Genomic DNA, 22,511 nt, shown 5'->3' with positions numbered 1-22,511 from the left:
AACTTTTTGAGAGGATGGAGATTGAAAGACGATAAATTTCAGATAATTGTTATTGAGAGTGAACTTGGAGAGATAAAGACTTATCATTTGTCACGAAAGAAACTTAAAGCAGCTATTACGTTTTTACTGGTGTTGTTTACTTTTGTTACCTATACGGCAATTCATTCAACGATTGGTTTAAGAAAGGTTGCTTCTGAGAATAGGGAATTGAAAGAACAGGTGACAGAGCTTTCTTCGACAAAAAAGCAACTTTCTTTAGAGGTGGAAAAATTAAAGGAAGAAAGGGATAAAACAGTAAAAGAACTTGCAAAAAGAATAAAAATAATTGATTCAATAATGAAGACGGCAGGATTGGAAACACCAAAAACTCTTTCTTATGGTGCTTCTGAAAATGGGGAAGGTGGTGTTTACATACCTCTTGAAAACATGAGTCCGGAAGAGCTGTCAGATTCTATATCTGTTATAGATTCTCTTATATCTGATTTTAGGAAGTATCCTTTCGGAATTCCTGCTTACGGACGTTTTACTTCAAAGTTTGGTATAAGAAGAGATCCGTTTACTCATTTGCTTGCTTTCCATCCAGGTATTGACATAGCCAATAAACCCGGAACACCTGTTAGGGTTACCGCCGATGGTAAAGTTATAAGAGCAGGCTGGTGGGCAGGATGGGGAAAGGTTGTTTTAGTAAAACATCCTTCCGGTTATGTAACGATATATGCTCATCTTAGAAGGATATTTGTTAAGCCGGGACAGAAGGTTAAGCTTGGTCAGGTTATAGGTGAGATGGGAAATACAGGAAGAAGTACAGGTCCTCATCTTCACTACGGCATAGAGATAAATAATAGGTGGGTTAATCCCATGAAATTTCTGGAGGTTTCCAATGTTTGGAAAAAGTGATAAGAAGGAAAGAAAGCCTGTAAAGTCTTACGCAGCTTCAGAGATAAAGAGTATTCTCTCAAAGGAATTGAAGGTTTCAGGAAATATAAAGGCTGAAGGTAAAGTGAGAATTGACGGTGAGATAGATGGTGATATTGAGGGAGATTATGTTATCCTTGGTTCTTCTGCCGTTGTTAAGGGAAATGTTCGCGCGGATGTGCTGATACTTCAGGGAATGGTGAAGGGAAATATATATGCCGATTCTCTAGAGTTAAAATCAACGTCTTCTGTTACCGGAGAAATTTCTGTTAAAAACTTGACGGTAGAAGCTGGAGCGAGTGTTTCTGGTAAGGTAAATTCCGGAAGTTTTTATAAAGAAACGGCATCTTTTCAGGCACCTAAAATAATAGAAGATAAAGGTGTAAAAACATAGTTTCCTATTTCATTGATAAGGACAGGAGTTGTTTCCATATATTCTATAAAAGCTTTTCTTTCTATTTTTCCTTTCACGAAAAACGCTCTGCCTCCCTTGGGTAATCCGGGAAGTTTTATGTTTTTTATCCTAACATAGCCAAAATTTTTTATCGAAATATATCCAGTAGTGTAATCCGGGTCATCAGATATGCACAGTTCAGCAACAACATCAGGATGATTGAGCACCTTTGTGGAAAGCACAACAGCATCTTTCATGTTCGGAGTAAACCGTTCACCGACAAGTTTTTTAAGGTTTTTTTCCATTTCCGGTGTAATGTCCATGTATGATGCCCTTATTCCTCTAAACTTATCAGGTTCAAGCCTTATACCAGTTTGGCAATCAACAATCATGGCACCTCTCATTACCGTTCCGGCTGGAGAGGCTCCGCTTATGAGTGCTCTGTATATAGAGAGGCCTATAGTGCTGTCGATGCCTGCTTTTTTGAAAAGTTTGGTCAGTATCTCTTTTATTGTGTAGTCTTCTCTGTCAGCAATTTCGTAGATGTCTAAAAGTTTTAAGTAAATTGGGGATTTTTCAAGGAGTTCTATCTTAAGATTGATAGAATCAGGTTTCCCTTTAGGATGATAGAGAGCTCTTTCGGTTAATTCTTTTGCAATACTGGATATTTCATCCTCCGGCACGATTCTTTCCGCGCCAGAGATGTGCTCCCTTTCCCTTGAAGCTCTCATTTTTATGCTGAAAAGTTTATTCCTTGTCAATTTTAATCTTCACTCCCTCAGGGAAGTAGTTTGTTTGACACGGGAACGGTATATTTATACCATTTTCGGCAAAGAGCTTGTTTATCTTTTCGTTTATTTTTGATTTTACACCGTAAGCGATATCTTTCTTTTTAACGTAGTAGAATGCCTGAAAAATAAGGGCAGAATCGCCAAAGTCTATAAAGAATACTGAAGGAGGAGGTTCTTTTAAAACACCATCAGTTGTAGTTATGGCTTCAAGCAGGAGCTTTTTGACAAGTTCAATATCGCTACCATATTCAACGCCTATTTTTACTGAATCTTTAAATTTCATATCCGGATAGAGAGCGTTTTCTATGACGCCTTCGGTGAGCTTTGAATTTGGGACGATTATGAGGTTATTTCCGGATATGGTTATTATTCTTGTGGTTCTTAGTCCTATGTCATAAACGTAGCCGTCAACATCTATGTCTTTTATGTAAACTCTATCGCCGATTCGGAACTGCCTGTCTGTTACAAGAAGTATACCTGAGATGAAGTTTTTAATTGTGTCCTGAGCGGCAAGACCTACGGCAAGAGAGCCAACCCCCAGTGATGTTATCAGAGATGTAACGTTAAATCCGAGTTTGTCCAGGAGAATAATTGAAGATACGAATACGACAAATATCTTGACTATCTTGGAGATCATGGAGAAATAGGTTTCTACCAGAGGTATTTCCGATACAGGAACAGTCTTTTTAGTTCTTTCGGATAAAAATTCAATGAATATGTCAATAATTTTCAGAACTGCCAGGGTAGCAAATCCTATGTAAAGTGTATAAGCACCAATGTTAACAGCATTTTTCCAGATGGGAGAGAGATTAAATTGGAGAAGTCCAAAGTGAAGAAAGAACACAGAGAGTATGTAGTTTAAAATGGAAGAAAGCTCTAATATCAGCCTTTCTGCTTTAGAGATTTTTCTGTCTTTTAGAAAGATTTTTTTCAATACACGATTTATAGGTGCTTTTACTTTTAAAACGACAAACGAACAGAATATAAGGAAAATTCCCGGCAGATACTTTAGATAGCTCTCGTAATTTATTTTCACGACAGACCTCCCTGAAACAGCTCTCTGGAATCCAGTATAAAGGTTACAGGGCCGTCGTTTAGAATGTAAACTTCCATCTCTGCGCCGAATATTCCGGTTTCAACAGGTATCTGTTTTCTACATATCTCTACAAATTTGTCAAACATGTTTTTTGCGATTTCGGGGTTCTCAGAAGATTGAAAACTCGGTCTTCTTCCTTTTTTACAGTCGGCCGCAAGTGTAAAGTTGGGAACGAGCAGGAGCTCTCCTTTTATGTCTTTTAGAGATAGGTTCATCTTTCCTTCACTATCTTCAAAAATACGCAGGTTTACTATTTTGTCAGCCATCTTTTCAAGAAATGAAGGAATGTCCCCTTTTTCAAAACCTACGAGGACTACAATTCCTTTCTCTATTTTTCCAACAGTTTCTCCGTTGACTTTTACTTTTCCTTCTTTGACACGTTGTATGACAACTTTCATACAGTTCTCCTTTAAAGTCTTACCACGCTGTCTGCGTTTGCCAGGAATTGAACAACATCATATGCGTTAGATGCAATGCCGACTTCAAGATCATCAAGAATATTGAAGAAGTTAAGGCATGTTCCGCAACATATAATTTCAACACCTTTGCCCTGTAATTCTTTCAATGCTTCCAGTATCTCTCTATCCCCACCTTTGCAGGCAAGTTTTACTGCAGTATTTATCAAAACTATTCCTTTTGGAAGCGGATCGGCGTTAAGAAAGGTTTTTATGAATCCTTTTATCAAAATTTCTCCGAGTTCTCTATCTTCTCCAACGTAGGTAGAAGCTATGAGAACGGCGTAGTTTCCTGTTTTTTCCTTTTCTTCTTCCGGTTGAGGAATTTCACAGGTGTATCCTTTGATTAGTTTTACGTAGAAAAGGCCGTCTTTTTCTTCCACATCTACTGTGCATCCCTGTTTCTGAGCAAAGCGCTTTACATTTTCCCTTGCCGCTTTGTTATCAACGATTACGGTAATTATGCCTTCGTCTATTTCTTCGAGAGCTTCTTTTGTTTTTAAAACCGGTAGTGGGCACGCAAGGCCTGTACAGTCAATCGTTTTTTCCATTGTTCCCTCCTTCAAGGAGTTTTTCTCCAACTTCTCTAAATATATCTTTTGCTATGTTCTCTATACACTCTTTCCTTTTCATTTCTGTTTCTGTAGGTGTTCCTGTTGCATCGTAGAATCCATAACTGATTATTTTGAAGACTTTAAAAGGTTTTTTGTAACCAAACTTTATAAGTTTGATTGTGGCTGTTACGCTGAGTCTGTACTCTATCGCCTGGTCGTCTGCGTTGTATCCAACTGAGAATGCGGAGATGGAATCGACGGACGGTTTCACAATTATAGTTTCATCGGGTATTGGCGTTTTATCAACGGCAAATCGGGAATCGGTGTAAAAGGTGTCATCTGCTGCCCTTGTGAATAAGATATCTATGCCTTCTTCAGGTGTTCTGTTAGTGACAGGTGAGATGTAAATATGTTTTATTACTTCCTTTCTGGCGACATAAGTTATGGTGCCGCATCCGCTGATGCAGGCACCTAAGATCAGGAGAGCAAAAAGTCTACTTAACAACCACATTTATCAGTCTTCCTTTAACGTAGATGAATTTCTTTAGCTCTTTACCTTCCATGTATTTTTTAACCTTTTCTCTTTCAAAGACGAGTTTTTTAAGCTCCTCTTCTTTTATGTCCGGAGCGACAGTTATTCGGTCTCTAACCTTTCCGTTTATCTGTATTGGAAGCTCTATTTCGTCTTTCACAAGTGCTTTTTCGTCAACTTCCGGCCACTTTTCGGTAGATATGAGTGTTTTGTGTCCCGTCATTTCCCACATCTCTTCCGCTATATGAGGAGTAACTGGGGAAAGCATTATTATGAGAAGTTCTATTGCTTCTTTCAAAGCATTTTCATCGCCTTCTTTTTCGGGTTTAAATCGGGATATTGCATTAAAGAGTTCCATTATTGCTGCGATTGCGGTGTTGAACTTAAACCTTTCGTTGAATTCGTCAGTTACCTTTTTGAGTGTTTCGTGGGTTTTGCGTCTTAAATCTCTTCCAACCTTTGAAAGTTCTGTGTTTTTTATCTCTTTTGAAAAGAGGTTTTTGTTTTCTTCAACAAAGGTGAAGACTCTCCTTAAAAATCTGTAGGCACCATCTATGTCTTCCATTTTCCATTCAAATTCTGTTTCGGGTGGAGCGGCAAAAAGTATGTAGAGCCTTGTAGCGTCGGCACCGTAGCGTTCTATCATCTCTGCAGGATTAACTATGTTAAGTTTTGATTTACTCATTTTAGAAAGTTCACCATATTCTTTTACGAGGTTGTCAAGAATTTCTTCCGGATTTTCAAGGTATTTTTTAATCTCCGGATGGGTGATGACAAGGAGAAAGTTATCGCCACTGCCTATGCGGTTTTCAGAGAGGAATTCACCAACGGTTTTCCCGGTTGTTTCGCCTTTTCCACCAAGAGCTTCTATCAGCTTTTCAATATCATCACTTTCTGAAATGTTGAGAACAGAGAGAGCAGTTTTTACCTTTATCCATCTTTTGCATACCATTCCCTGAGTAAGGAGGTTCTGGAAAGGTTCACCAGCTTTGAAAAAGTCGTATTGACGGTGTGTTTCATTTGCTTTGAATAGTCCCAGATCCCTTAAAACTTTTGTAAAAAATCGTGAGTAGAGAAGGTGTAAAACGGCGTGTTCTATACCACCTATATACTGATCAACGACCATCCAGTATTCGGCCTTTTCCGTATCAAACGGTGCTTTTTCAAACTTTGGAGAGCAGTATCTCAGAAAATACCAGGAGGAGTCAAAGAAAGTATCCATCGTGTCGGTTTCTCTTTTTGCAGGACTTCCACATTTTGGACACGTTGTATTTACGAAAGATTCAACTTTTGAGAGAGGATTTCCTTCACCTGTGAATTCAACATTTTCGGGCAGTTTAACTGGTAGTTCTTCGTTCGGTACCGGTACGATTCCGCACTTTTCACAGTAGATGACGGGAATAGGCGTTCCCCAGTAACGTTGCCTTGAAATGTTCCAGTCTCTCAGTCTATACTGGACGGTTTTTCCTCCTAAACCTTTCTTTTCAAGTTCTTCAGTTATTGCTTTCTTTGCATCGGTGCTTTTCATTCCATTAAATTTACCGGAATTTACGACTATTCCATGTTTCTCGTAAGCTTTTTCCATTGTTTCTGGTAAAAGCTCTTCGTTTTCTGGTGTGATAACGATTTTTATCGGAAGGTTGTATTTTTTAGCAAATTCAAAGTCTCTCTGATCGTGGGCTGGAACGGACATGACGGCACCTGTTCCGTAATCCATAAGAACAAAATTTGCAAGATAGACAGGTATCTCTTCGCCGGTTAGGGGATGGATAACGTAAGAACCTGTGAAAACACCTTCTTTTTCAAGCTCGCCTGTCGTTCTTTTCCTCTTTTCGGTCCTTCTCATCTTTTCTATGAAAGCTTTTACTTTTTCTTTCTGTTCTTCTTTTGCAAGTTTTTCGGCGAGTGGATGTTCTGGAGCCAAAACAAGATAAGTTACACCAAAGAGAGTGTCAGGTCTTGTGGTAAATACTTCTATGACATCTATACTTTCTGGCCTGTCGCTTTCTTTTATCGGAAATTTTATTTTTGCTCCAGTGCTTTTCCCTATCCAGTTTCTCTGCATTTCTATTACAGGATCCGGCCAGTGACCTTTTAGAAGTTCAAGATCTTTTAGCAGCTCTTCAGCGTAGTTGGTGATTTTCAGATACCAGCTATCTATCTCTTTCTGCTCTACTGTTGTCCCGCAACGCCAGCATCCACCTTCTTCGTCAACCTGTTCATTTGCAAGAACTGTCTGGCAGTTTGGACACCAGTTAACGGTTGTTTTTGCACGGTAAGCTATCCCTTTTTCAAGCATCCTGAGGAATATCCACTGATTCCACTTGTAATAATCTGGAAGGCAGGTTGCTATTTCTCTGTCCCAATCGTAAGAGAAACCAAGTCTTTTAAGCTCTTTTTTCATGTAATTTATGTTGCTTAATGTCCAATCTTTCGGGTGGACACCTCTATTAATTGCGGCGTTTTCCGCAGGAAGACCGAAGGCGTCCCATCCCATTGGATGGATAACGTTAAATCCAAACATTCTTTTGAATCTTGCTATGACATCGCCGATAGTATAGTTTCTGACATGACCCATGTGTATTTTGCCTGATGGATAGGGGAACATTTCAAGGACGTAGTATTTCTTTTTCTTTTTATCGGCTTCCGATTTAAACGTATTTTTTTCGTTCCAGATTTTCTGCCATTTTTCTTCAATATTCTTAAAATCATACATTGTTCATTCCTCCGACTGTGAATACTCTTCTGCAACGAAAATAATAGCACAGAGAAAAGCAAAAGAGGAAAATGGGTTATAATAACTTTTGCAAATAAAAACGTAAGAAGGAGACCAGGGAGGTATGTCTGTTAAAATTCTGGAAGGTGATAATCTGGAAACCTTGATAGAAAAGGCCAAAGCAGCTTATGGTAACGATATAGAGATTCTCTATTATGAAGTTGAGACAAAAACGGGATGGTTGCCTTTTAAGAAGAAAAAATATTACAGGCTTTTTTTCAAAGAGGCGGATAGGAAGGAAGATGAAACAAAGGCTTTAAAGGAAGAGCTTGATACCTTAAAAAGCCTGCTGTCGGAGTTGAGAGAAGAGATAAAACAGGTGCCCGGAAATAATCAGCAAGAGGTGCTTCCTTCTTATGTTCCGCCTCCAGATTTGCCTTCTCATATAAAGCCTACTGTCTCTTCGTCTCCAAACAATATTAATTTTCATGAATTTACAGGTGATGCTCTTGAACTTTTAAGAATTCTTGAGTCAAAAAATGTTTATCCCGATGTTGCGAGGGAAATTGTTGAACCTGCCTGCGGGCTTGATCTTGAAACGGGGAAGCTTGATTTGAGCGTTCCAACATTGAGGGAAGCTCTGGAAAAAGGTATTGCGGAAAAAGTAAAATTTACCGGAAGAATTTCTGCAGAAAATAAGCCTAAAATAGTGGCTTTTGTAGGACCTACCGGTGTTGGAAAAACAACAAATCTCTTTAAAATAGCTTCGGATCTCGTGATAAATCAGCAGCTAAAAGTAGGGGTTGTCAGCATTGATACTTTTAAGGTTGGAGCGATTCAGCAGGGACGTATGTATGCGAACATTTTGAACATTCCATTCTTTACGGTGTCCGAAGGTAAAAAGCTTAAAGAAACTCTTGCGAATCTTACGGATGTTGATGTGATACTCATAGATACGGTTGGGAGAAGCCACTATGATTACTGGAGATTGGGAGAGATAAAAGCCATTCTTCATGGTTCTGAGAGGGAAATGGAAGTTAATCTGGTGATAAGCTGCAATTATAGTAATGAAGAAGCAATAGAGGTTGTAAATAGATACAGATCCATTTTCCCTGTTACAGCTCTTTTGCTTACAAAGATTGACGAAACGCGTAAACCTGGCATACTTTTAAACCTGCCTGTTAAAACGGAACTTTCTCTATCTTATCTCAGCACCGGACAGAGAGTTCCAGAAGACATAAAATTGTTGACACCGAGAAAAGTGGCAGACTATCTCTTAGGAGACCTATGAACATTCAGGCAGAAAAATTAATAGAACTGGTTAAAGAGAGACATAATCCTAAAAAAAGAAGGGCAAAATTTATCTGCGTTGCAAGTGGTAAAGGAGGAGTTGGAAAAACTAACTTTTCCGTAAATTTTTCTTACATTCTTTCCAGCATTTTTGGAAAGAGAGTTTTGCTGCTTGACGGAGATGTAGGTTTAGGTAACGTCCATGTGCTTTTAGGTTTAAGTCCAGATAAGAATTTAAAGATGTTGATGAAAGGGGCTGAAGTGGAGGATGTGATCCAGCATTTTGAATACCTTGATGTTTTGCTCGGTTTTTCCGGTATAGATACCTTTCAGGAGCTGGAAGACCTTGATGTTGTTACCGTTATAAATAAGCTGGAGAAGATTTCTGACGATTATGATTTTATAGTTCTGGATGCATCTGCAGGTATAAATGAAAATGTTTTGAAATTTGCAGTTTCTTCGGATACGACTTATGTAATAACTACTCCGGAGCCGACAGCCATAACAGATGCTTACGCGCTGATAAAAAGTCTTTACAAACTTTATAAATACGATAGCATAAAGCTTGTTGCCAATATGTGTAAAAATAAAAATGAGGGTTTCTCCATACTGGAAAGAATAAGACGTTCATGTGAAAATTTCTTCTCTTTCAGGCCCAAAATAGCTGGTGTTTTACCGGATTCAAACAACGTTAAAATTTCCGTAAGATACAGGGAACCTGTAGCTACGGCTTTCCCCGCCGATCCTTATACCCTTGCAATTAAGGAAATAGCTTCCCTTGAAACAGGGGAAATTGTTAAAGATGAATCGGAAAGTTTCTGGAGAAAGCTTAAAAATTTCTTTAAGGTGAAAGGTTAAGCTTATGTATGAAAAGAGTCGGAAAGAACTTGTTCTTGAACATTTACCTCTGGTTAAAAAGATAGCTAACAAGATTTACAGGAGAATTCCGGAAGGTATAGTTGACTTTGAAGATCTTGTAAATACGGGTGTTATAGGACTTATGAAGGCAATAGATAAGTATGATGAAAGAAAGGCACACTTTTCCACTTACGCTTATATAAGAATTCGAGGCGAAATAACGGATTTTTTAAGGTCTCTTGATTTCATGTCTCGCGGTGCCCGTGAAAAGATGAAAAATGGTGAGGCGGATCTTTTAAAAGCGGAAATGATGTATATGACAAGTATAGAAGATGTTCTGTTTCATGGGACCGATAAGATTACAATAGCGGACACCTTGAGATCTGATACACCGGATCCTGAAGAAGAAACAATAATTAAAGATTTGAAATTTCGTCTTGCGAGAGCCATTGATAATCTGTCAGAAAGGGAAAAGCTAATACTTCAGCTTATTTTTGTTGAGGAGCTTGATTTGAAGTCAATATCCAGAATTCTTGACATATCTGTATCCCGAATTTCACAGATAAAGACGCGTGCTTTAAGAAAACTTTCGGAGATTTTGAAGAAGGATGTATAATATCCGTATTCGCTGGGAAAGGGCAGAGAAATGATAAGAGTAAGCTTGGATCTGGGATTTGGTCTTAGCGGTATGAAAAATAAGGGGGAGAAGAAAAACGGACATTCTTTGTTTGATATTTTATTTTCTGCTTTTTCTGAAAGTGAAAAAGCGGAGATTCTGAAAAGAGAAGGTTTTCTGCCGCAAGTCTTTGGAAATTCTGATACCTTCTTGTTCGGGAGGGATGGAAAAACCTTCTTGTTAAATAAAGAAGGTATGCCGAAGTGCCCTTTTGCATATGAGCTAGATAAAGAGGTTAACGGTTCTGAAAAGGAAAACTGTTCTTTAAAAAATTTTGAGGAGGAAAATCCTAATTCTTTCGGGATTTTTAAAAAAAGACCCTTTTCCCCTTTAAAGGTTTCTAATAAATGGGAATATACAAATCTAAAAAAGCATCTGTTGAAGGCCTTTAACTTTTCTGAAAAAGAAACGGATAATAGGCCGAAAAATATCAATTTGTTGACTAATGCACAAAAGAACAAGTTTCAATCAAAACTAAAGTTGTCCAAGGATATTTTGGCCTTAAAACATGCAGATTCAAAATCCAAAGTTGCCGCTGATTTTTCAAGTAAAGAGATGAAGGAAATTTTGATAACAAAGGATAAAAACCAGGAAAAAAACAAAAATCATCAAATCATTAAGTTATGTAGCGAGAATGGGAAACCGACTTGTGAAAAAAAAGCGTTAAAAACGGTAGCTTCTAAAAATCTTTCAGAGAATGAGAAAAAGAAGATTAAACAGAAGGTCGATAAATCCAACAAAAGAGTTGTTAATCATGTTGTTGAAGCTTTTGTGAATTCTGAGAAATTAAAATCTTTATCTGACATTCCAGGAGCGGCTTCAGGATATTTCAAAGGTATTTTTAAGGAAAAATCTAAAGTTAACAATAAAACTTCAAGCCGTCAAACGGTTTCTACTTTTCCATCGACTTTAAGTGCTGTTCCTATTTTAACTGACAGGTTTAGGGCTAAAAGACAGGTAGTGTTGATTAATCAGAAACAGAGTGAGGAAGTTAAGGCGAATTTCAGGTATATAACTGGCTTTGACAACATTAATATTAACAAGAAAAATGAAAGTTTAGTGATGAATTTTGATAAGCTTCCCGTAGATGAGATTCAAAAGAAAGGGGCGGCAAGCCGTAATAACGTATCGCTTGAAGATACCGCTGTAAATAAAGCGTTTGTTGAAGCAGATTCTAAGTTGATGAAAGAAGTTGAGTCGGGAAATGGGAAAAGTTTTTCAAACGGAAGTTTGCCTTTTACCGAGGATAAAAAATCCGGCGAAAAGCGACCGTTGGTGATTAATGCTCAGAAATTTGGAAAAAAGCCGATTTTCAGGCAAGACAAAAGGTTTAAAGTGGTAAGTCATAAGGGACATTTTGACCTGACTTTCTCTGAGGATAAAACGTTAACGTCGAAGGTAAAGTCTGATTTAATAGATTCAAAAGAGATTCAGCTTAGCAATATGTCGGTTTCTCCAGGACAGAATTCATCCCATAAAGTTAATCTTTCCCATGAGAATATTTCACAGGCGCCGGTGGTTTCTCAGAAACCTTTACATGACGGAAGTAATGCAAACGGAGGTTTTTCCCACACAGATAAAGGTCAGGAAAATCAGGCGGCTAACAGTGGAATGAAATATACGCTTACTGCAACATTTGAAGATATTAGAGTAAAAGCAAGCATGGTAAGGAAATTCCTTAACATTTCCATAGAACTTCCTCAGGCCGTTTTTAACACTGCCGGCCTCAGTGATGAAATAAGAGAAATACTTAGCAATACAAATCTTTCAGGGTTTCGTGTTAAAATCAAATCTCGCGGGAAAAATCTTTATTCGGAGACATTTTATAAAGAGGAAGAAAGCTCTTCGGTAGAAATAAGGGTGTGATAGTGAAAGTTATCACCATTCTTTTATCTCTTTTGCTTTTCTGCAACGGGTTTGCTGCTTCAAATAATGCTACTGTGGAAGGAAAGGGAGATAGGTTATTTGTTTACAAACCTGAAGTTTGGTTAAAAAGGGGAATGTATCAGTATAAAATAGGCTCTTACAACACGGCTCTTGAATATTTTTTAAAAATTCTTGCAAAGGATAAGAAGAAAGATGATTATTACAAAAAAGCCCTTTTCATGCTTGCCAAAACTTATATGAAAATAGGAAGAAAGATAGGTGATAAGCAGTATTTATGGCAGGCTCTCGATCTTTTACAGCTATACTTTAATACGGTTAAAAATGTGGGTTGGGATTTTTACTATACCAAGGCTCACATTTATGAGAATCTCGGTTTTTACGATAAGAGTCTTGATATATATAGAGTCGCATTTCTAAAGGCAAAAAATGAGAGGCAGCAGATAAAAACGGTAATAGGAATTTTAAGATCTGCTGTTTACCTTAAACGTCCCGATATTGTTGATGAGTATTACATTTTGCTTTCAACTTCTAATCTGTCAAAAGAGGATAAAAAAGAGCTTGAATTTCTTAAGGGTTTAATTTTATTCAGCAAAGGTAAATACAGGGAAGCTTTCAAATATTTCTTCAAAACTTACAGACAGAACGAATCTTACCTTATAGAGAATCCCGAATATTACTACCTTGTTGCTGAGGATATTTACAGAAAAGGTGATTACCGCCTTGCGGAACAGCTTTTTAAAAGGATTATAAGTTTTACACGGGATAAGAGTGTTATAAGAAAAGCCATGCTTAGACTTGGAGATACAGAATTAAAAAAAGGTGATAAAAAACTGGCAGTTGCCACTTACTATAACCTTGTTACGACTTATCCCGAGTCTGCTGAAGCAACAATTGCCAAATTGAAGTTAATAGCTTTAATGGAAAAAGACCCTGTTTTGAAATATAGACTTCAGCAAACAAAGATAAAAGCATTCAAGCAACCTTTAAAATTTGTTCTTGAGACGTTGATTCATTCGAGAGATACTTATCTGGGTACTTTTGCTCTTGCAAATTTTGGTGCGTATGTTTTGCAGACTAATAGTGATAATCTTTTTAAACAGCTTGAGTGGGAAATTTCTCTCGTTTTTCCCAGACAGCTTAAATATGAACAAAAAGAATTTATTGTAAGAGAGTGGAAACCGTATCTTTTGAAGCTTTCTCCAGAAAGGATGTGTGAGCTTTACAAGACAAATCCAGACTTTTTTAAAGTTATTTTTGATAGGGATACGCTTATAAAGATAGCGGAAGCTTTGGGAAAATGTAATGAAAGAAAAAAGAGATTGGAGCTTATTCGCTATATTGCTGACAGGTGGAAAGATGACAATGATCTTTTGATGCTTGCAGAGGCTTTGACAGACAGCAAGGATTTCAAAGAATCTTTAAAAATTCTTAAAAAAGTGAAGCGCAAAAACTGCAAATACTACAAAATTTACATAAAAAATCTGGTATTTCTTGGACGTCCTGTTAAAAAGTATCTGCCTATTTTAAGGGAAATAGAAAATAAGTGTCCTTCTGATGATATAGAAATTAAGGCTTATGAGGTTCTGGTAAGTATAGAGCAGAAAAACCCGCAGAGGGCTCTCTGGATAATAGAAAAAAGTAAGGATAAGATTGCCAAATTTTATGATAAAGATCCAGTTTTGAAATTAGCTATTTATAAAACTATTTCCTATTTGTTGGCAATTAATAATTATAGTGGATGTTTAAAAGTAATAAATGTCATAGAATCTAAAAGTAATAACTGTTTTTTGGCTTCTGCAAAACTTATATCTCTTTCAAGACTTGATAAAATAGACCTTGCAAAGGCTATACTGCCAAAGGTTAAGATGTGTAAGGATACAATGAGCAGGATAGCACAGATTATTTATGAAGACCAAATCATTTATAGGAAGTTGAAAAATGAGTGATTTATGGGGAAAAACAGACGCTATTTCCGAAACGGCGGCGTATTATCTTGAGCGTTCAAAAGTTATACAGAGTAATATTGCAAATGCAGATACGCCTGGATATACGCCTAAAGATTTGAAATTTGAAAAGTGTATGAATAACGAGACGTTGAGGCTAAAGACGACAGATCCAAAACATATAGAACCGCAATCGTGTAGAAAATCGGAGTTTAAAATCGTAGAGCTTAACAAAATTGCTGGTTATGATAAAAACAGAGTAAATGTTGATGAGGAATTGGGAAAATTAGCAGAAACTGCTATTATGTATAAAACAATGGTTCAGAGTTTACATGCAGAACTAACAAAATTAAAAATAAGCATTACAGGGAGGTAATAAAAAGTGCTCTTTAAAGGCCTTGAAATATCCTTAACTGGAATGGAAGCAGAAAGAGTTCGTATGGATATTGCTTCAAGCAACTTGGCAAATGCAAATTCTGTGGATCCAGAGACTAAACAACCTTACAGGAGAAAAGTCCCGGTTTTTGAAGCTATCCTCAAATCGGATGGTAAGGTTCCCCTTGATGAGGTAAGAGTTAAAGAAATTGCTTATGATAACTCACCTTTCAGAGAGAAGTATGATCCTTCCAACCCTCTCGCTGATAAATCCGGATATGTAAAGCTACCGAATGTTGATCCTGTAAAAGAGATGGTTGATATGATTTCTGCAATGAGAACGTATGAGGCAAATTTGACGGCTTTTAATACTCATAAAAATATGTTGACTTCAAGTCTTGAAATCCTCAGAGTATAGGGGGAATAGTTAATGAAAGTAAATAACGATGTTTCTTTCAACATACTTTCCGGTTTGTCTGATAAAAAGAATAGTAAAAAGAATGGTTTTGAAGAGATATTTGAAAACTTCATCAAAGATGTTAACGGCGATTTGAATGCGGCTTCCGAAGCTGAGAAGAAATTAATGGATGGAAACGTACAGAATTTTGAAGAACTTCTCTACACTATTTCAAAATCCGAACTCTCCTTGAGGCTACTTGTTGAAATAAAAAATAAAGCACTTGAAAGCTATCAGGAGATTATGAGAATGCAGGTTTAACGGGGTTAAATAGGTGAATTCGGAAGAGATTAAAAATAGATTTTCGGAATTTGTTTCAAAGTATGCCAATATAAGAGGTCTTGCTATCCTTATCGGTAGCCTTGCGCTTATCTCTTTTCTTTCTATTGCAGTTGTTAAAATGGCTTCGAATACCGATTATGCTGTTTTGTATACACATTTAAGTCCTGACGATGCCGGGAACATTCTTACGGTTCTTCAGGAGGAGCACATTCCTTATAAGGTAGAGGGAAATGGGAGCATTATCCTTGTGCCGAGGGATAAAGTTTACGATATCAGGCTTAAACTTGCTGCTAAAGGTCTTCCTTCCGGAAAGATAGTTGGATTTGAGATATTTGATGAGCCTAAGCTTGGAATAACTCAGTTTCAAGAGCATATAGAATATTTGCGGGCTCTTGAAGGGGAGCTTGAGAAGACGATTCAGCAGATAGATGCGGTATGGAGTGATAAGGTTAACATAGCTTTACCGAAAGAGTCAGTTTTTGTGAGAGAGAGTGAAGAGCCGAAGGCTTCCGTTATTTTACGGCTCTGGCCTGGCAAAGATCTTACAAAAGAGCAAGTTAAGGCGATTGTTTTTCTTGTATCTCACGCAGTTCCCGGTTTAAAGCCTCAAAATGTAACAGTTGTTGATAACAGAGGACGTGTTCTTTCAGATATGCTTGAAGATGACAACGCTACCGATTCAAATAGAGAACTGGCTATAAAGAGAGCTCTTGAGAAAGAGATAGAGAGAAAGGTTGAATCAATCCTCTCAAAAGCTCTTGGTTCTAATAGAGTAGTTGCCCGTGCTACCGTTGAGATAGAGACGGGCAAAATGGAAAAACAATCAGAGATTTACGATCCGGATATGACGGCTGTCGTCAGCGAAAGGAAAATTCAGGAGAGCGAAAAAGGTATTCAGAAAAATTCTTCCGGTGTGCCAGGAAGCGGAACGAATGTTCCACCTGTTATTAACAACGGTGGAAACGGGACTTTGCAGAAAGTCAAGGAGAAGAAAGACGTTACTACAAATTATGATGTTTCAAAAACTGTTGAAAAAATGGTTGCTCCCATATTTGTTATTAAACGGGTAAGTGTTGGCGTTCTTATAGATGGTCGTTACAAAAAGGTTAAAGGTAAAAACGGTAAAGAGAAAGAAGAATTTATTCCACGAACACCTGAGGAATTAAAGACTTATGAAAATCTGGTTAAAAGTGTGATAGGCTATGATGAGAAGAGGGGCGATAAGGTTACCGTTGTCAGCGTTCCTTTTGAGGTTCCTCCTCCGGAAGCGAACGTGGTAACCGGAGAGGCTTTTCCGATAATTCCAGTAGCCATTGGAGGGGGAGTTGCTTTCCTGGCTTTAGCTGGAATTTTGCTCTTCCTGCTCAGACATAAAAAGCAGAAGCCTGAATCAATTCCTGCTGTTCAGTCAGCAGTAGTAAAGGCTTACGGCGAGGCTGTTCAATCAGCGGAAGAGAAGATGGAAAAAGAGAGAAAAGAGATAGAAAGCTTTGATATAAAATCAGAACCTTACTATATAAAGATTCTTGAGATAACAAAAGAGCATCCTGAGCTTATAGCCGAACTTTTAAGAGAATGGCTTGGAGAGAAACAGAATGCTTAATTTGGACGATTTCTCCCATCTGTTGACCGATACAGAGAAAAGAAATATGTCTCCTGAAGAGATAGAAAGAATCTATATTGCACGGATGGAGGAGCTTGAAAAAAAATACAGGCAGCTTTTAAAAAAGGTTGAAGAGGAAGCTTTCAATAGGGGTTACCTAAAGGGAAAAGAGGATTCGGATAAAGAGTGGCAGCGGAAGTTGGAAATTGAAAGGCAGAGAATAAATGAGAAGATAAAGCAGGATGCTGAAGCTTTAAGAAGAGAAGTTAAGCAGTTTTTAAGTTCAGTCCGTGAAGGAAACGTAAAATTTACAAGGAAAATTCTCGAAATAGTGGCAGATTCCCTTGATGAGATCTTTCGATTTTTGCTTATAAGTGATGATAACCTGCCTTTTGTAAAAGAAAAAGTAGAGGAAATTCTGGAGGAATTTAAATCAACATCAACTGTCATTTCTATTGAAACGGATGAAAGTCTGGCGGATGTTTTGAAGGATATTGACGGTATAACAATTAAGATTAATAAGGACCTCGAGTCGGGGAATTTCATTATTAAGTTTGAAGATTTTACGGTTGTTCACGATGTAAAAGAAAAACTTTCACTTTTGAGGGAAGAGATTGAAAGAGAGATTAAAAAATCTTCCTCGTTATAAAATTGTGGGTAAGGTTACCGGTGTAAAAGGACCTTTAATAGAAAGTGCCCTTCCTAAAGTTTGCCTTGGGGATTTCTGCACGATAGATGGAAAAGTTGAAGCAGAAGTTGTCGGTTTTAAAGATGGGAGAACGCTTCTAATGGCTTATTCTGATACGACGGGTATAAGTGTTGGAAGTCAAATAGAGCCAAAGCCCGGTTCTGTTAAGGTTGGTGTTTCAAGAGAACTGCTTGGCACGGTTGTAGATCCTTTCGGAAATCCCCTTAATAGAGATAAGATTACTTATACAGATTTTACCTATTTACAGGGGGAGTCGATAAATCCGCTAAAAAGAGACAGGATAAGGGAGCCTCTTGACCTTGGTATCAGGAGCATAAACGCACTTCTTACAGTCGGCAAAGGTCAACGTATCGGTATATTTTCCGGTGCCGGAGTGGGAAAAAGTACTCTTATGGGAATGATTGCTCGCTACACTTCGGCAGATGTCAATGTGATTGTTCTTGTGGGAGAGCGTGGTAGAGAAGTTAGAGAGTTTATAGAAGATAACCTTGGAAGAGAAGGTTTAAAAAAATCGGTAGTTGTAGTTGCAACATCGGATCAGCCACCTCTTGCAAAGATAAGAGCGGTCCTTACAGGTTGTGCCATTGCGGAGTACTTTTCTTCTCAGAATAACGATGTCCTTCTCCTTCTTGATTCTCTTACAAGGCTTGCAATGGCGCAGAGAGAAATAGGATTGACTGTAGGAGAACCGCCGACAACTAAAGGTTATGTTCCTTCCGTTTTTTCTCTTCTTTCGAAAGTTATAGAAAGGGCCGGGAATTTTACCGGACAGGGAAGCATAACAGGTATTTATACAGTTTTGGTTGAGGGAGACGAAATTGCCCTTGACCCTGTTGCTGATGCTGCAGTTGGCTTTCTTGATGGCCATATAGTTCTTTCAAGGGCTCTGGCAAATAGAAGGATATTTCCGGCTATTGATATATTAAAAAGTATAAGCCGCTTGACACCTCAGCTTGTTTCGGAGGAAGTTTTAAAATGGCAGTCTTTCTTTATAGATCTTGAAGCGACTTATAGAGAAAGTCAGGACATGGTAAATTTAGGTCTTTATAAAAAAGGAACTAATCCAAAAATAGACCTTGCCATTGCCGTTCACGATAAAATGGAGGAGTTTATGAAACAGCGTATAGAAGAGAGAGTTTCCTTTGAAGAGAGCTTGTCCTCTTTAAAATCTTTGATAAAATACATATCTAATGAAGGGGGAAAGTATGGATATCAGTGGACTGACGTATAATCCTGATGCTCAGCAGGTGAAAGTTGTTGATGCCAATTATGATAATTCAAAGATGTCGCAGCAGGATTTTCTAAAAGTCTTGCTTGCAGATCTTAAGTGGCAGGATCCTCTGGAGGCAGAAGATATTTCAGATTTTATAGATAATACAGTAAAGCTTGAAGAGCTCCAAACTTATGATGATTTTGAAACAAGTGTTAAGCAGCTGTTAGAGGCAAACCAGTCTAATGCTCTTCTAACAGCATCTTCTCTTATCGGTAAAGTTGTGAAGTATGAAGGGAATCAAACTTACATTCAAAACGGCTCTGGCTATGCCGAAATTAAGCTCGATTCGGCAGCAGATACTGTTAAAATAAATGTTCTTGATTCTGCCGGTAATGTTGTTGATTCTGAGACACTCTATAACCTTCAAGGTGGAGTAACTTATCCAATCTCTATAAATAATCCATCACTTCCGGACGGCTATTACACAGTAAGCGTTGAAGCCACTTCAAACGGTAATCCTGTTAATGCGACAGTTTTAAGTCAGGCTCTCATTACCGGTGTGGAAAAAGAAAATGATGGTTCTATTGTTTTAAGTACCTCTTCATTTACGATAGATGATTCTAAACTTGTTGGAATAGGAGGGTGATATGTTACAGTCATTCTATACCGCTTTTACTGGATTAAACGCAGAAAAAAATTGGCTTTCGGTTATTTCAGATAATATAGCGAATGTTAACACTGTAGGATATAAATCTGAAAGAGCAGTTTTTGAAGATTTACTTGCAAGCAGTCTTACCACTTATAGTAACGGTTCTCCGATAAATAGGGAGATAGGAGGGGGTGTTTTTGTAGGTGCAACAGTGAAAGATTTTTCTCAAGGAACTTTTATGAACACCAATAATCCTCTTGACATGGCTCTTGATGGTGAAGGCTTTTTTATGGTGAGGTCTAACGACGGTGTTACTTATTACACGAGGAACGGTGAGTTTAGGCTTGATGCGAACGGTGATCTTATAAATATGCTTGGCATGAAGGTTCAGGGATGGATGCTTGATGATGTTGGAAACATGTCAGGTTCTATCGGTAGTATTAATGTTCCAATGAGTATGCAGCCTGCAAAAACTACTTATGTGAAAATGAAGGAACCGAGTAACCTTGATTCAAGAGCACCTGTTCTATCCGCGGCAGCTTTTGATCCAAGCGATTCAACAACTTACAATTATGTTAATTCTGTAACTGTTTACGATTCTCTCGGTAATCCTCATACACTTGATCTTTACTTTGTTCACACAGATGCGGCTACAAACTCCTGGGATGTTCACGTTTATGCAGATGGAGATACTACCACTCAGGTTGGAAGCACTACTCTTACTTTTGATAGCGAAGGTAATCTGACGGGTGGCTCACCGACGACAGTATCTGTAAATCTTACAAATGGTGCCACAAGTCCTATGAATATAAGTCTTCAATTTGACGGTATGAGACAGGTTGCTTCAGACTTTATATTTTATGCGGAGCAAGATGGAAACAGCAAAGGTGATCTGATGGCTGTTTCTGTAAGCGAAGATGGCATTATAAAGGCTTCTTATACTAACGGAAAGGTTAAAGATATTGCAAGACTTGCAATAGCTACATTTAAAGATAAGGAAATTCTTACCAGGAAGGGAAGCTGGCTTTATCTTCCAAATCAGCAAACATTTACTCCAGTTATTATGCCTGGTGGAGTTATTTCTAAAATAAGAAGTGGTATGCTTGAAATGTCGAACGTTGACATAGCTTCGGAATTTATTAATCTTATTACGGCTCAGAGAGCTTACCAGGCAAATGCGAGAGTGATAACAACAGATGACCAGATTCTTCAGGAAACGATGAACATTAAGAGATAATTGTTAACCTGTTTTAAAAATATTTTTCATTGAGGGTTTTATGGCAGAAGAGGAAAAACAGGAACAGGTGCCGGCTGAAGGTGAAGAGCAAAAAGGTGGTGGTAAGAAGAAGTTAATTCTGCTTGTAGTTCTACTTCTTGTTTTAGGCGGTGGCGGTTTTGCCGCTTACAAGTTTGTTTTTGCTAAAAAGCAAAAGGTTTCTCAGGAGAAGCAGGCTCAGAAGATAATAGAAGAGATTAAAGCTACCGAAAATGTAGGTATAATGTTTGACTTAGGCACTTTTACGGTAAACCTTGCAGATAAGGATATAGAGAGATACTTGAGGATTTCCATTATACTTGAACTTAAGAATCAAAAGGTTCAACAAGAAGTTCAAAAAAGGCTTCCTGAAATAAAAGATGCAATAATAACACTTCTTTTGACAAAACGGTCTTCCGATTTGAAAACACCGGAAGGAATAGAGTTTTTGAAAGAGGAAATCGCCAAAAGGGTGAACGCGATACTGCCTTTAGGCGGTGTGAAAAACGTTTACTTCACTGACTTTATAATTCAAACCGGGTAAAGTTATGCTTGAGATAAAAGATTTGGGTGATGTTACTCTTAACTTGTGTGTTGAGGTTGGCAAGACAGTGAAACCTTTTGGATATCTTTTGAAACTTAAAGAGGGGGATGTTATCCCCCTTGATAAAACCATAGAAGAGTTTTTGTCAATAAAAATAAACGGTCAGCGTTTTGGGGTTGGTGAACTTATCATTGTCAATGATAAGTTTGGTGTTAAGGTGATTGATCTTGATTGAGGCTTATCTTTTAAAGTTGATCGTTGTTTTTATCATCATTGTTGTTTCTCTGGTGGTTATCTACTATTCTGTTGGAAAATACTCTTTTGTTAAACCGGGTCGCTCTGGGTTTATAAAAATCATTGAGATTAAGTATATTTCAAAAAACAAAGGATTTGTCTTAATAGATGTGAGAAATAGTAAAATACTTTTATCTTTTGACGAAACAGGTTTTAAGAAATTGAAAGAGTGGAGTAATGAGGAAAGTTCTGATATTTAGTTTACCTCTTTTAATAGTTCCTGTAAATGCTCACGGGGAAACGCTTCAAAACGTAGTATCCGGTTTGGGAAATCTTGATATTAATTTAAAGATAATTTTACTTTTAACAATTTTGACCCTTGCTCCTGCAATTCTTATTACAGTTACGGCTTTTACCCGTATCGTTATTATTCTTTCTCTATTGAGAAATGCGTTGGGTTCTCCTCAAACTCCCCCCAACCAGGTTGTGATTGCTCTTTCACTTTTTTTAACTTTTTTTGTGATGCAACCGGTATTTAAGCAAATTGATAAAGTGGCATTGCAACCTTACCTGAATAAAGAGATAACGGATGTCGAGGCAATTAAGCGGTCAATGGGACCGATTAAAGATTTTATGTTGAAGAATACGCGTAAAGAAGATTTAAAGTTGTTTATTGACCTTTCTGGTAAAGAGGTGAAGTCTCCTGAGGACCTTTCTATGGTTACTTTGATTCCTGCTTTTATGATAAGTGAAATAAAAACGGCATTTATTGTTGTTTTTGTCATATATCTGCCTTTTATTGTTATAGATATGCTTGTTGCCAGTATTTTGATGTCGATGGGTATGATGATGATTCCGCCGATGATGCTGTCGCTTCCTTTCAAGTTAATCCTTTTCGTTCTTGCTGATGGATGGGAGCTTTTGATTAAAGCAATTGTCGGGAGCTATCGATGACTATAGATCAGGCTATAACGATAGGTAATAATATGCTTAAAGTTACTTTGCTGGTTGTGTCAATAATTTTGTGTAAACCATTAGGAGTACCTCCTGGAGAACATATCCTGAAGTTCTTCCTTAGCCTCA

General features: G+C 37.7%; 25 protein-coding genes. 19 read left to right on the top strand and 6 right to left on the bottom strand.

Annotation, left to right across the window (positions count from 1 at the left end):
• The first annotated feature begins 21 nt into the window (after positions 1 to 21).
• The gene (locus BLW93_RS05745; protein WP_076713144.1) at positions 22 to 897 is read left to right on the top strand and encodes a peptidoglycan DD-metalloendopeptidase family protein; all 876 of its coding nucleotides are present in this window, start codon (positions 22 to 24) and stop codon (positions 895 to 897) included.
• The gene (locus BLW93_RS05740; RefSeq protein WP_076713143.1) at positions 881 to 1,309 is read left to right on the top strand and encodes a bactofilin family protein; all 429 of its coding nucleotides are present in this window, start codon (positions 881 to 883) and stop codon (positions 1,307 to 1,309) included. The genes BLW93_RS05745 and BLW93_RS05740 overlap by 17 nt, the downstream gene beginning before the upstream one ends.
• Here BLW93_RS05740 and BLW93_RS05735 read toward each other — a convergent pair.
• The 6 genes from BLW93_RS05735 to leuS are packed head-to-tail and all read right to left on the bottom strand — an operon-like array spanning position 1,267 to position 7,453.
• The gene (locus BLW93_RS05735) at positions 1,267 to 2,070 is read right to left on the bottom strand and encodes a 6-carboxyhexanoate--CoA ligase (protein WP_078058168.1); all 804 of its coding nucleotides are present in this window, start codon (positions 2,068 to 2,070) and stop codon (positions 1,267 to 1,269) included. The genes BLW93_RS05740 and BLW93_RS05735 overlap by 43 nt on opposite strands.
• Complete coding sequence (locus tag BLW93_RS05730) at positions 2,057 to 3,136, bottom strand: mechanosensitive ion channel family protein (protein ID WP_076713142.1); 1,080 nt, start codon at positions 3,134 to 3,136, stop codon at positions 2,057 to 2,059. Before BLW93_RS05730 ends, BLW93_RS05735 begins: the two co-directional genes overlap by 14 nt.
• Positions 3,133 to 3,594: a D-aminoacyl-tRNA deacylase gene (gene dtd / locus BLW93_RS05725; RefSeq protein ID WP_076713141.1), complete on the bottom strand. Its 462-nt coding sequence runs from the start codon at positions 3,592 to 3,594 to the stop codon at positions 3,133 to 3,135. Before dtd ends, BLW93_RS05730 begins: the two co-directional genes overlap by 4 nt.
• An 11-nt stretch (positions 3,595 to 3,605) precedes the next feature.
• A complete protein-coding gene (yedF, locus tag BLW93_RS05720; protein ID WP_076713140.1) occupies positions 3,606 to 4,202 on the bottom strand; it encodes a sulfurtransferase-like selenium metabolism protein YedF in 597 nt (198 codons plus the stop codon).
• Positions 4,186 to 4,716 carry an LptE family protein gene (locus BLW93_RS05715; RefSeq protein WP_076713139.1) on the bottom strand — a complete coding sequence of 177 codons (531 nt, stop codon included), beginning with the start codon at positions 4,714 to 4,716 and terminating at the stop codon, positions 4,186 to 4,188. Before BLW93_RS05715 ends, yedF begins: the two co-directional genes overlap by 17 nt.
• Positions 4,700 to 7,453 (bottom strand): leucine--tRNA ligase, encoded by a 2,754-nt coding sequence (gene leuS / locus BLW93_RS05710; protein ID WP_076713138.1) that lies wholly within the window; start codon positions 7,451 to 7,453, stop codon positions 4,700 to 4,702. Before leuS ends, BLW93_RS05715 begins: the two co-directional genes overlap by 17 nt.
• A 124-nt stretch (positions 7,454 to 7,577) precedes the next feature.
• Between leuS and BLW93_RS05705 the strand changes: the two genes are divergently transcribed.
• From BLW93_RS05705 to fliP, 17 genes are read left to right on the top strand one after another with little or no spacing between them, the layout of a single operon-like run.
• Positions 7,578 to 8,744: a flagellar biosynthesis protein FlhF gene (locus BLW93_RS05705; RefSeq protein WP_076713137.1), complete on the top strand. Its 1,167-nt coding sequence runs from the start codon at positions 7,578 to 7,580 to the stop codon at positions 8,742 to 8,744.
• Positions 8,741 to 9,601, top strand: coding sequence for a MinD/ParA family protein (locus BLW93_RS05700; RefSeq protein ID WP_076713136.1), 861 nt, complete (start codon positions 8,741 to 8,743; stop codon positions 9,599 to 9,601). The genes BLW93_RS05705 and BLW93_RS05700 overlap by 4 nt, the downstream gene beginning before the upstream one ends.
• 4 nt (positions 9,602 to 9,605) lie before the next feature.
• A complete protein-coding gene (locus BLW93_RS05695) occupies positions 9,606 to 10,217 on the top strand; it encodes a sigma-70 family RNA polymerase sigma factor (RefSeq protein ID WP_076713135.1) in 612 nt (203 codons plus the stop codon).
• Positions 10,218 to 10,247: 30 nt separating this feature from the next.
• The gene (locus tag BLW93_RS05690; protein WP_076713134.1) at positions 10,248 to 12,143 is read left to right on the top strand and encodes a hypothetical protein; all 1,896 of its coding nucleotides are present in this window, start codon (positions 10,248 to 10,250) and stop codon (positions 12,141 to 12,143) included.
• A 2-nt stretch (positions 12,144 to 12,145) separates the two neighbouring features.
• Positions 12,146 to 14,110, top strand: coding sequence for a tetratricopeptide repeat protein (locus tag BLW93_RS05685; RefSeq protein ID WP_078058166.1), 1,965 nt, complete (start codon positions 12,146 to 12,148; stop codon positions 14,108 to 14,110).
• On the top strand, positions 14,103 to 14,483 hold the full coding sequence (gene flgB, locus BLW93_RS05680; protein WP_076713133.1) for a flagellar basal body rod protein FlgB: 381 nt from the start codon (positions 14,103 to 14,105) through the stop codon (positions 14,481 to 14,483). Before BLW93_RS05685 ends, flgB begins: the two co-directional genes overlap by 8 nt.
• Before the next feature lie 6 nt (positions 14,484 to 14,489).
• Positions 14,490 to 14,900 (top strand): flagellar basal body rod protein FlgC, encoded by a 411-nt coding sequence (flgC, locus tag BLW93_RS05675; RefSeq protein WP_076713132.1) that lies wholly within the window; start codon positions 14,490 to 14,492, stop codon positions 14,898 to 14,900.
• Positions 14,901 to 14,912: 12 nt separating this feature from the next.
• A complete protein-coding gene (fliE, locus tag BLW93_RS05670; protein WP_076713131.1) occupies positions 14,913 to 15,200 on the top strand; it encodes a flagellar hook-basal body complex protein FliE in 288 nt (95 codons plus the stop codon).
• Between the two features lie 13 nt (positions 15,201 to 15,213).
• Positions 15,214 to 16,824: a flagellar basal-body MS-ring/collar protein FliF gene (gene fliF / locus BLW93_RS05665; RefSeq protein WP_076713130.1), complete on the top strand. Its 1,611-nt coding sequence runs from the start codon at positions 15,214 to 15,216 to the stop codon at positions 16,822 to 16,824.
• Positions 16,817 to 17,473, top strand: coding sequence for a FliH/SctL family protein (locus tag BLW93_RS05660; protein WP_076713129.1), 657 nt, complete (start codon positions 16,817 to 16,819; stop codon positions 17,471 to 17,473). The genes fliF and BLW93_RS05660 overlap by 8 nt, the downstream gene beginning before the upstream one ends.
• Positions 17,439 to 18,764 (top strand): FliI/YscN family ATPase, encoded by a 1,326-nt coding sequence (locus BLW93_RS05655; protein WP_076713128.1) that lies wholly within the window; start codon positions 17,439 to 17,441, stop codon positions 18,762 to 18,764. Before BLW93_RS05660 ends, BLW93_RS05655 begins: the two co-directional genes overlap by 35 nt.
• Positions 18,739 to 19,392, top strand: coding sequence for a flagellar hook assembly protein FlgD (locus BLW93_RS05650; protein WP_076713127.1), 654 nt, complete (start codon positions 18,739 to 18,741; stop codon positions 19,390 to 19,392). The genes BLW93_RS05655 and BLW93_RS05650 overlap by 26 nt, the downstream gene beginning before the upstream one ends.
• A gap of 1 nt (position 19,393) precedes the next feature.
• Positions 19,394 to 20,632, top strand: a complete 1,239-nt coding sequence (locus BLW93_RS05645) for a flagellar hook protein FlgE (protein ID WP_076713126.1) — start codon at positions 19,394 to 19,396, stop codon at positions 20,630 to 20,632.
• A gap of 40 nt (positions 20,633 to 20,672) precedes the next feature.
• A complete protein-coding gene (locus BLW93_RS05640) occupies positions 20,673 to 21,194 on the top strand; it encodes a flagellar basal body-associated FliL family protein (RefSeq protein WP_076713125.1) in 522 nt (173 codons plus the stop codon).
• 4 nt (positions 21,195 to 21,198) lie between these two features.
• The gene (locus BLW93_RS05635) at positions 21,199 to 21,429 is read left to right on the top strand and encodes a FliM/FliN family flagellar motor switch protein (protein WP_076713124.1); all 231 of its coding nucleotides are present in this window, start codon (positions 21,199 to 21,201) and stop codon (positions 21,427 to 21,429) included.
• Positions 21,422 to 21,688 carry a hypothetical protein gene (locus tag BLW93_RS05630; protein WP_076713123.1) on the top strand — a complete coding sequence of 89 codons (267 nt, stop codon included), beginning with the start codon at positions 21,422 to 21,424 and terminating at the stop codon, positions 21,686 to 21,688. The genes BLW93_RS05635 and BLW93_RS05630 overlap by 8 nt, the downstream gene beginning before the upstream one ends.
• Entirely contained in the window at positions 21,666 to 22,382 is a 717-nt protein-coding gene (gene fliP, locus BLW93_RS05625) for a flagellar type III secretion system pore protein FliP (RefSeq protein ID WP_076713122.1), read from the top strand. The genes BLW93_RS05630 and fliP overlap by 23 nt, the downstream gene beginning before the upstream one ends.
• Positions 22,383 to 22,511 lie beyond the last annotated feature (129 nt).

The organism is Desulfurobacterium indicum (assembly GCF_001968985.1).
Classification (GTDB): domain Bacteria; phylum Aquificota; class Aquificia; order Desulfurobacteriales; family Desulfurobacteriaceae; genus Desulfurobacterium_A; species Desulfurobacterium_A indicum.
The sequence above is the reverse complement of the archived record's forward strand: the minus strand, read 5'-3'. Positions and strand labels throughout refer to the sequence as shown.

Bases quoted from the DNA above. Each gene is read 5' to 3' on its own strand.
- BLW93_RS05740 (WP_076713143.1), top strand. From the start codon at position 881: ATGTTTGGAAAAAGTGATAAGAAGGAAAGAAAGCCTGTAAAGTCTTAC.
- dtd (WP_076713141.1), bottom strand. From the start codon at position 3,594: ATGAAAGTTGTCATACAACGTGTCAAAGAAGGAAAAGTAAAAGTCAAC.
- yedF (WP_076713140.1), bottom strand. From the start codon at position 4,202: ATGGAAAAAACGATTGACTGTACAGGCCTTGCGTGCCCACTACCGGTT.
- BLW93_RS05715 (WP_076713139.1), bottom strand. From the start codon at position 4,716: ATGTGGTTGTTAAGTAGACTTTTTGCTCTCCTGATCTTAGGTGCCTGC.
- leuS (WP_076713138.1), bottom strand. From the start codon at position 7,453: ATGTATGATTTTAAGAATATTGAAGAAAAATGGCAGAAAATCTGGAAC.
- BLW93_RS05705 (WP_076713137.1), top strand. From the start codon at position 7,578: ATGTCTGTTAAAATTCTGGAAGGTGATAATCTGGAAACCTTGATAGAA.
- BLW93_RS05700 (WP_076713136.1), top strand. From the start codon at position 8,741: ATGAACATTCAGGCAGAAAAATTAATAGAACTGGTTAAAGAGAGACAT.
- BLW93_RS05695 (WP_076713135.1), top strand. From the start codon at position 9,606: ATGTATGAAAAGAGTCGGAAAGAACTTGTTCTTGAACATTTACCTCTG.
- BLW93_RS05690 (WP_076713134.1), top strand. From the start codon at position 10,248: ATGATAAGAGTAAGCTTGGATCTGGGATTTGGTCTTAGCGGTATGAAA.
- flgB (WP_076713133.1), top strand. From the start codon at position 14,103: ATGAGTGATTTATGGGGAAAAACAGACGCTATTTCCGAAACGGCGGCG.
- fliE (WP_076713131.1), top strand. From the start codon at position 14,913: ATGAAAGTAAATAACGATGTTTCTTTCAACATACTTTCCGGTTTGTCT.
- BLW93_RS05660 (WP_076713129.1), top strand. From the start codon at position 16,817: ATGCTTAATTTGGACGATTTCTCCCATCTGTTGACCGATACAGAGAAA.
- BLW93_RS05650 (WP_076713127.1), top strand. From the start codon at position 18,739: ATGGATATCAGTGGACTGACGTATAATCCTGATGCTCAGCAGGTGAAA.
- BLW93_RS05645 (WP_076713126.1), top strand. From the start codon at position 19,394: ATGTTACAGTCATTCTATACCGCTTTTACTGGATTAAACGCAGAAAAA.
- BLW93_RS05640 (WP_076713125.1), top strand. From the start codon at position 20,673: ATGGCAGAAGAGGAAAAACAGGAACAGGTGCCGGCTGAAGGTGAAGAG.
- BLW93_RS05635 (WP_076713124.1), top strand. From the start codon at position 21,199: ATGCTTGAGATAAAAGATTTGGGTGATGTTACTCTTAACTTGTGTGTT.
- fliP (WP_076713122.1), top strand. From the start codon at position 21,666: ATGAGGAAAGTTCTGATATTTAGTTTACCTCTTTTAATAGTTCCTGTA.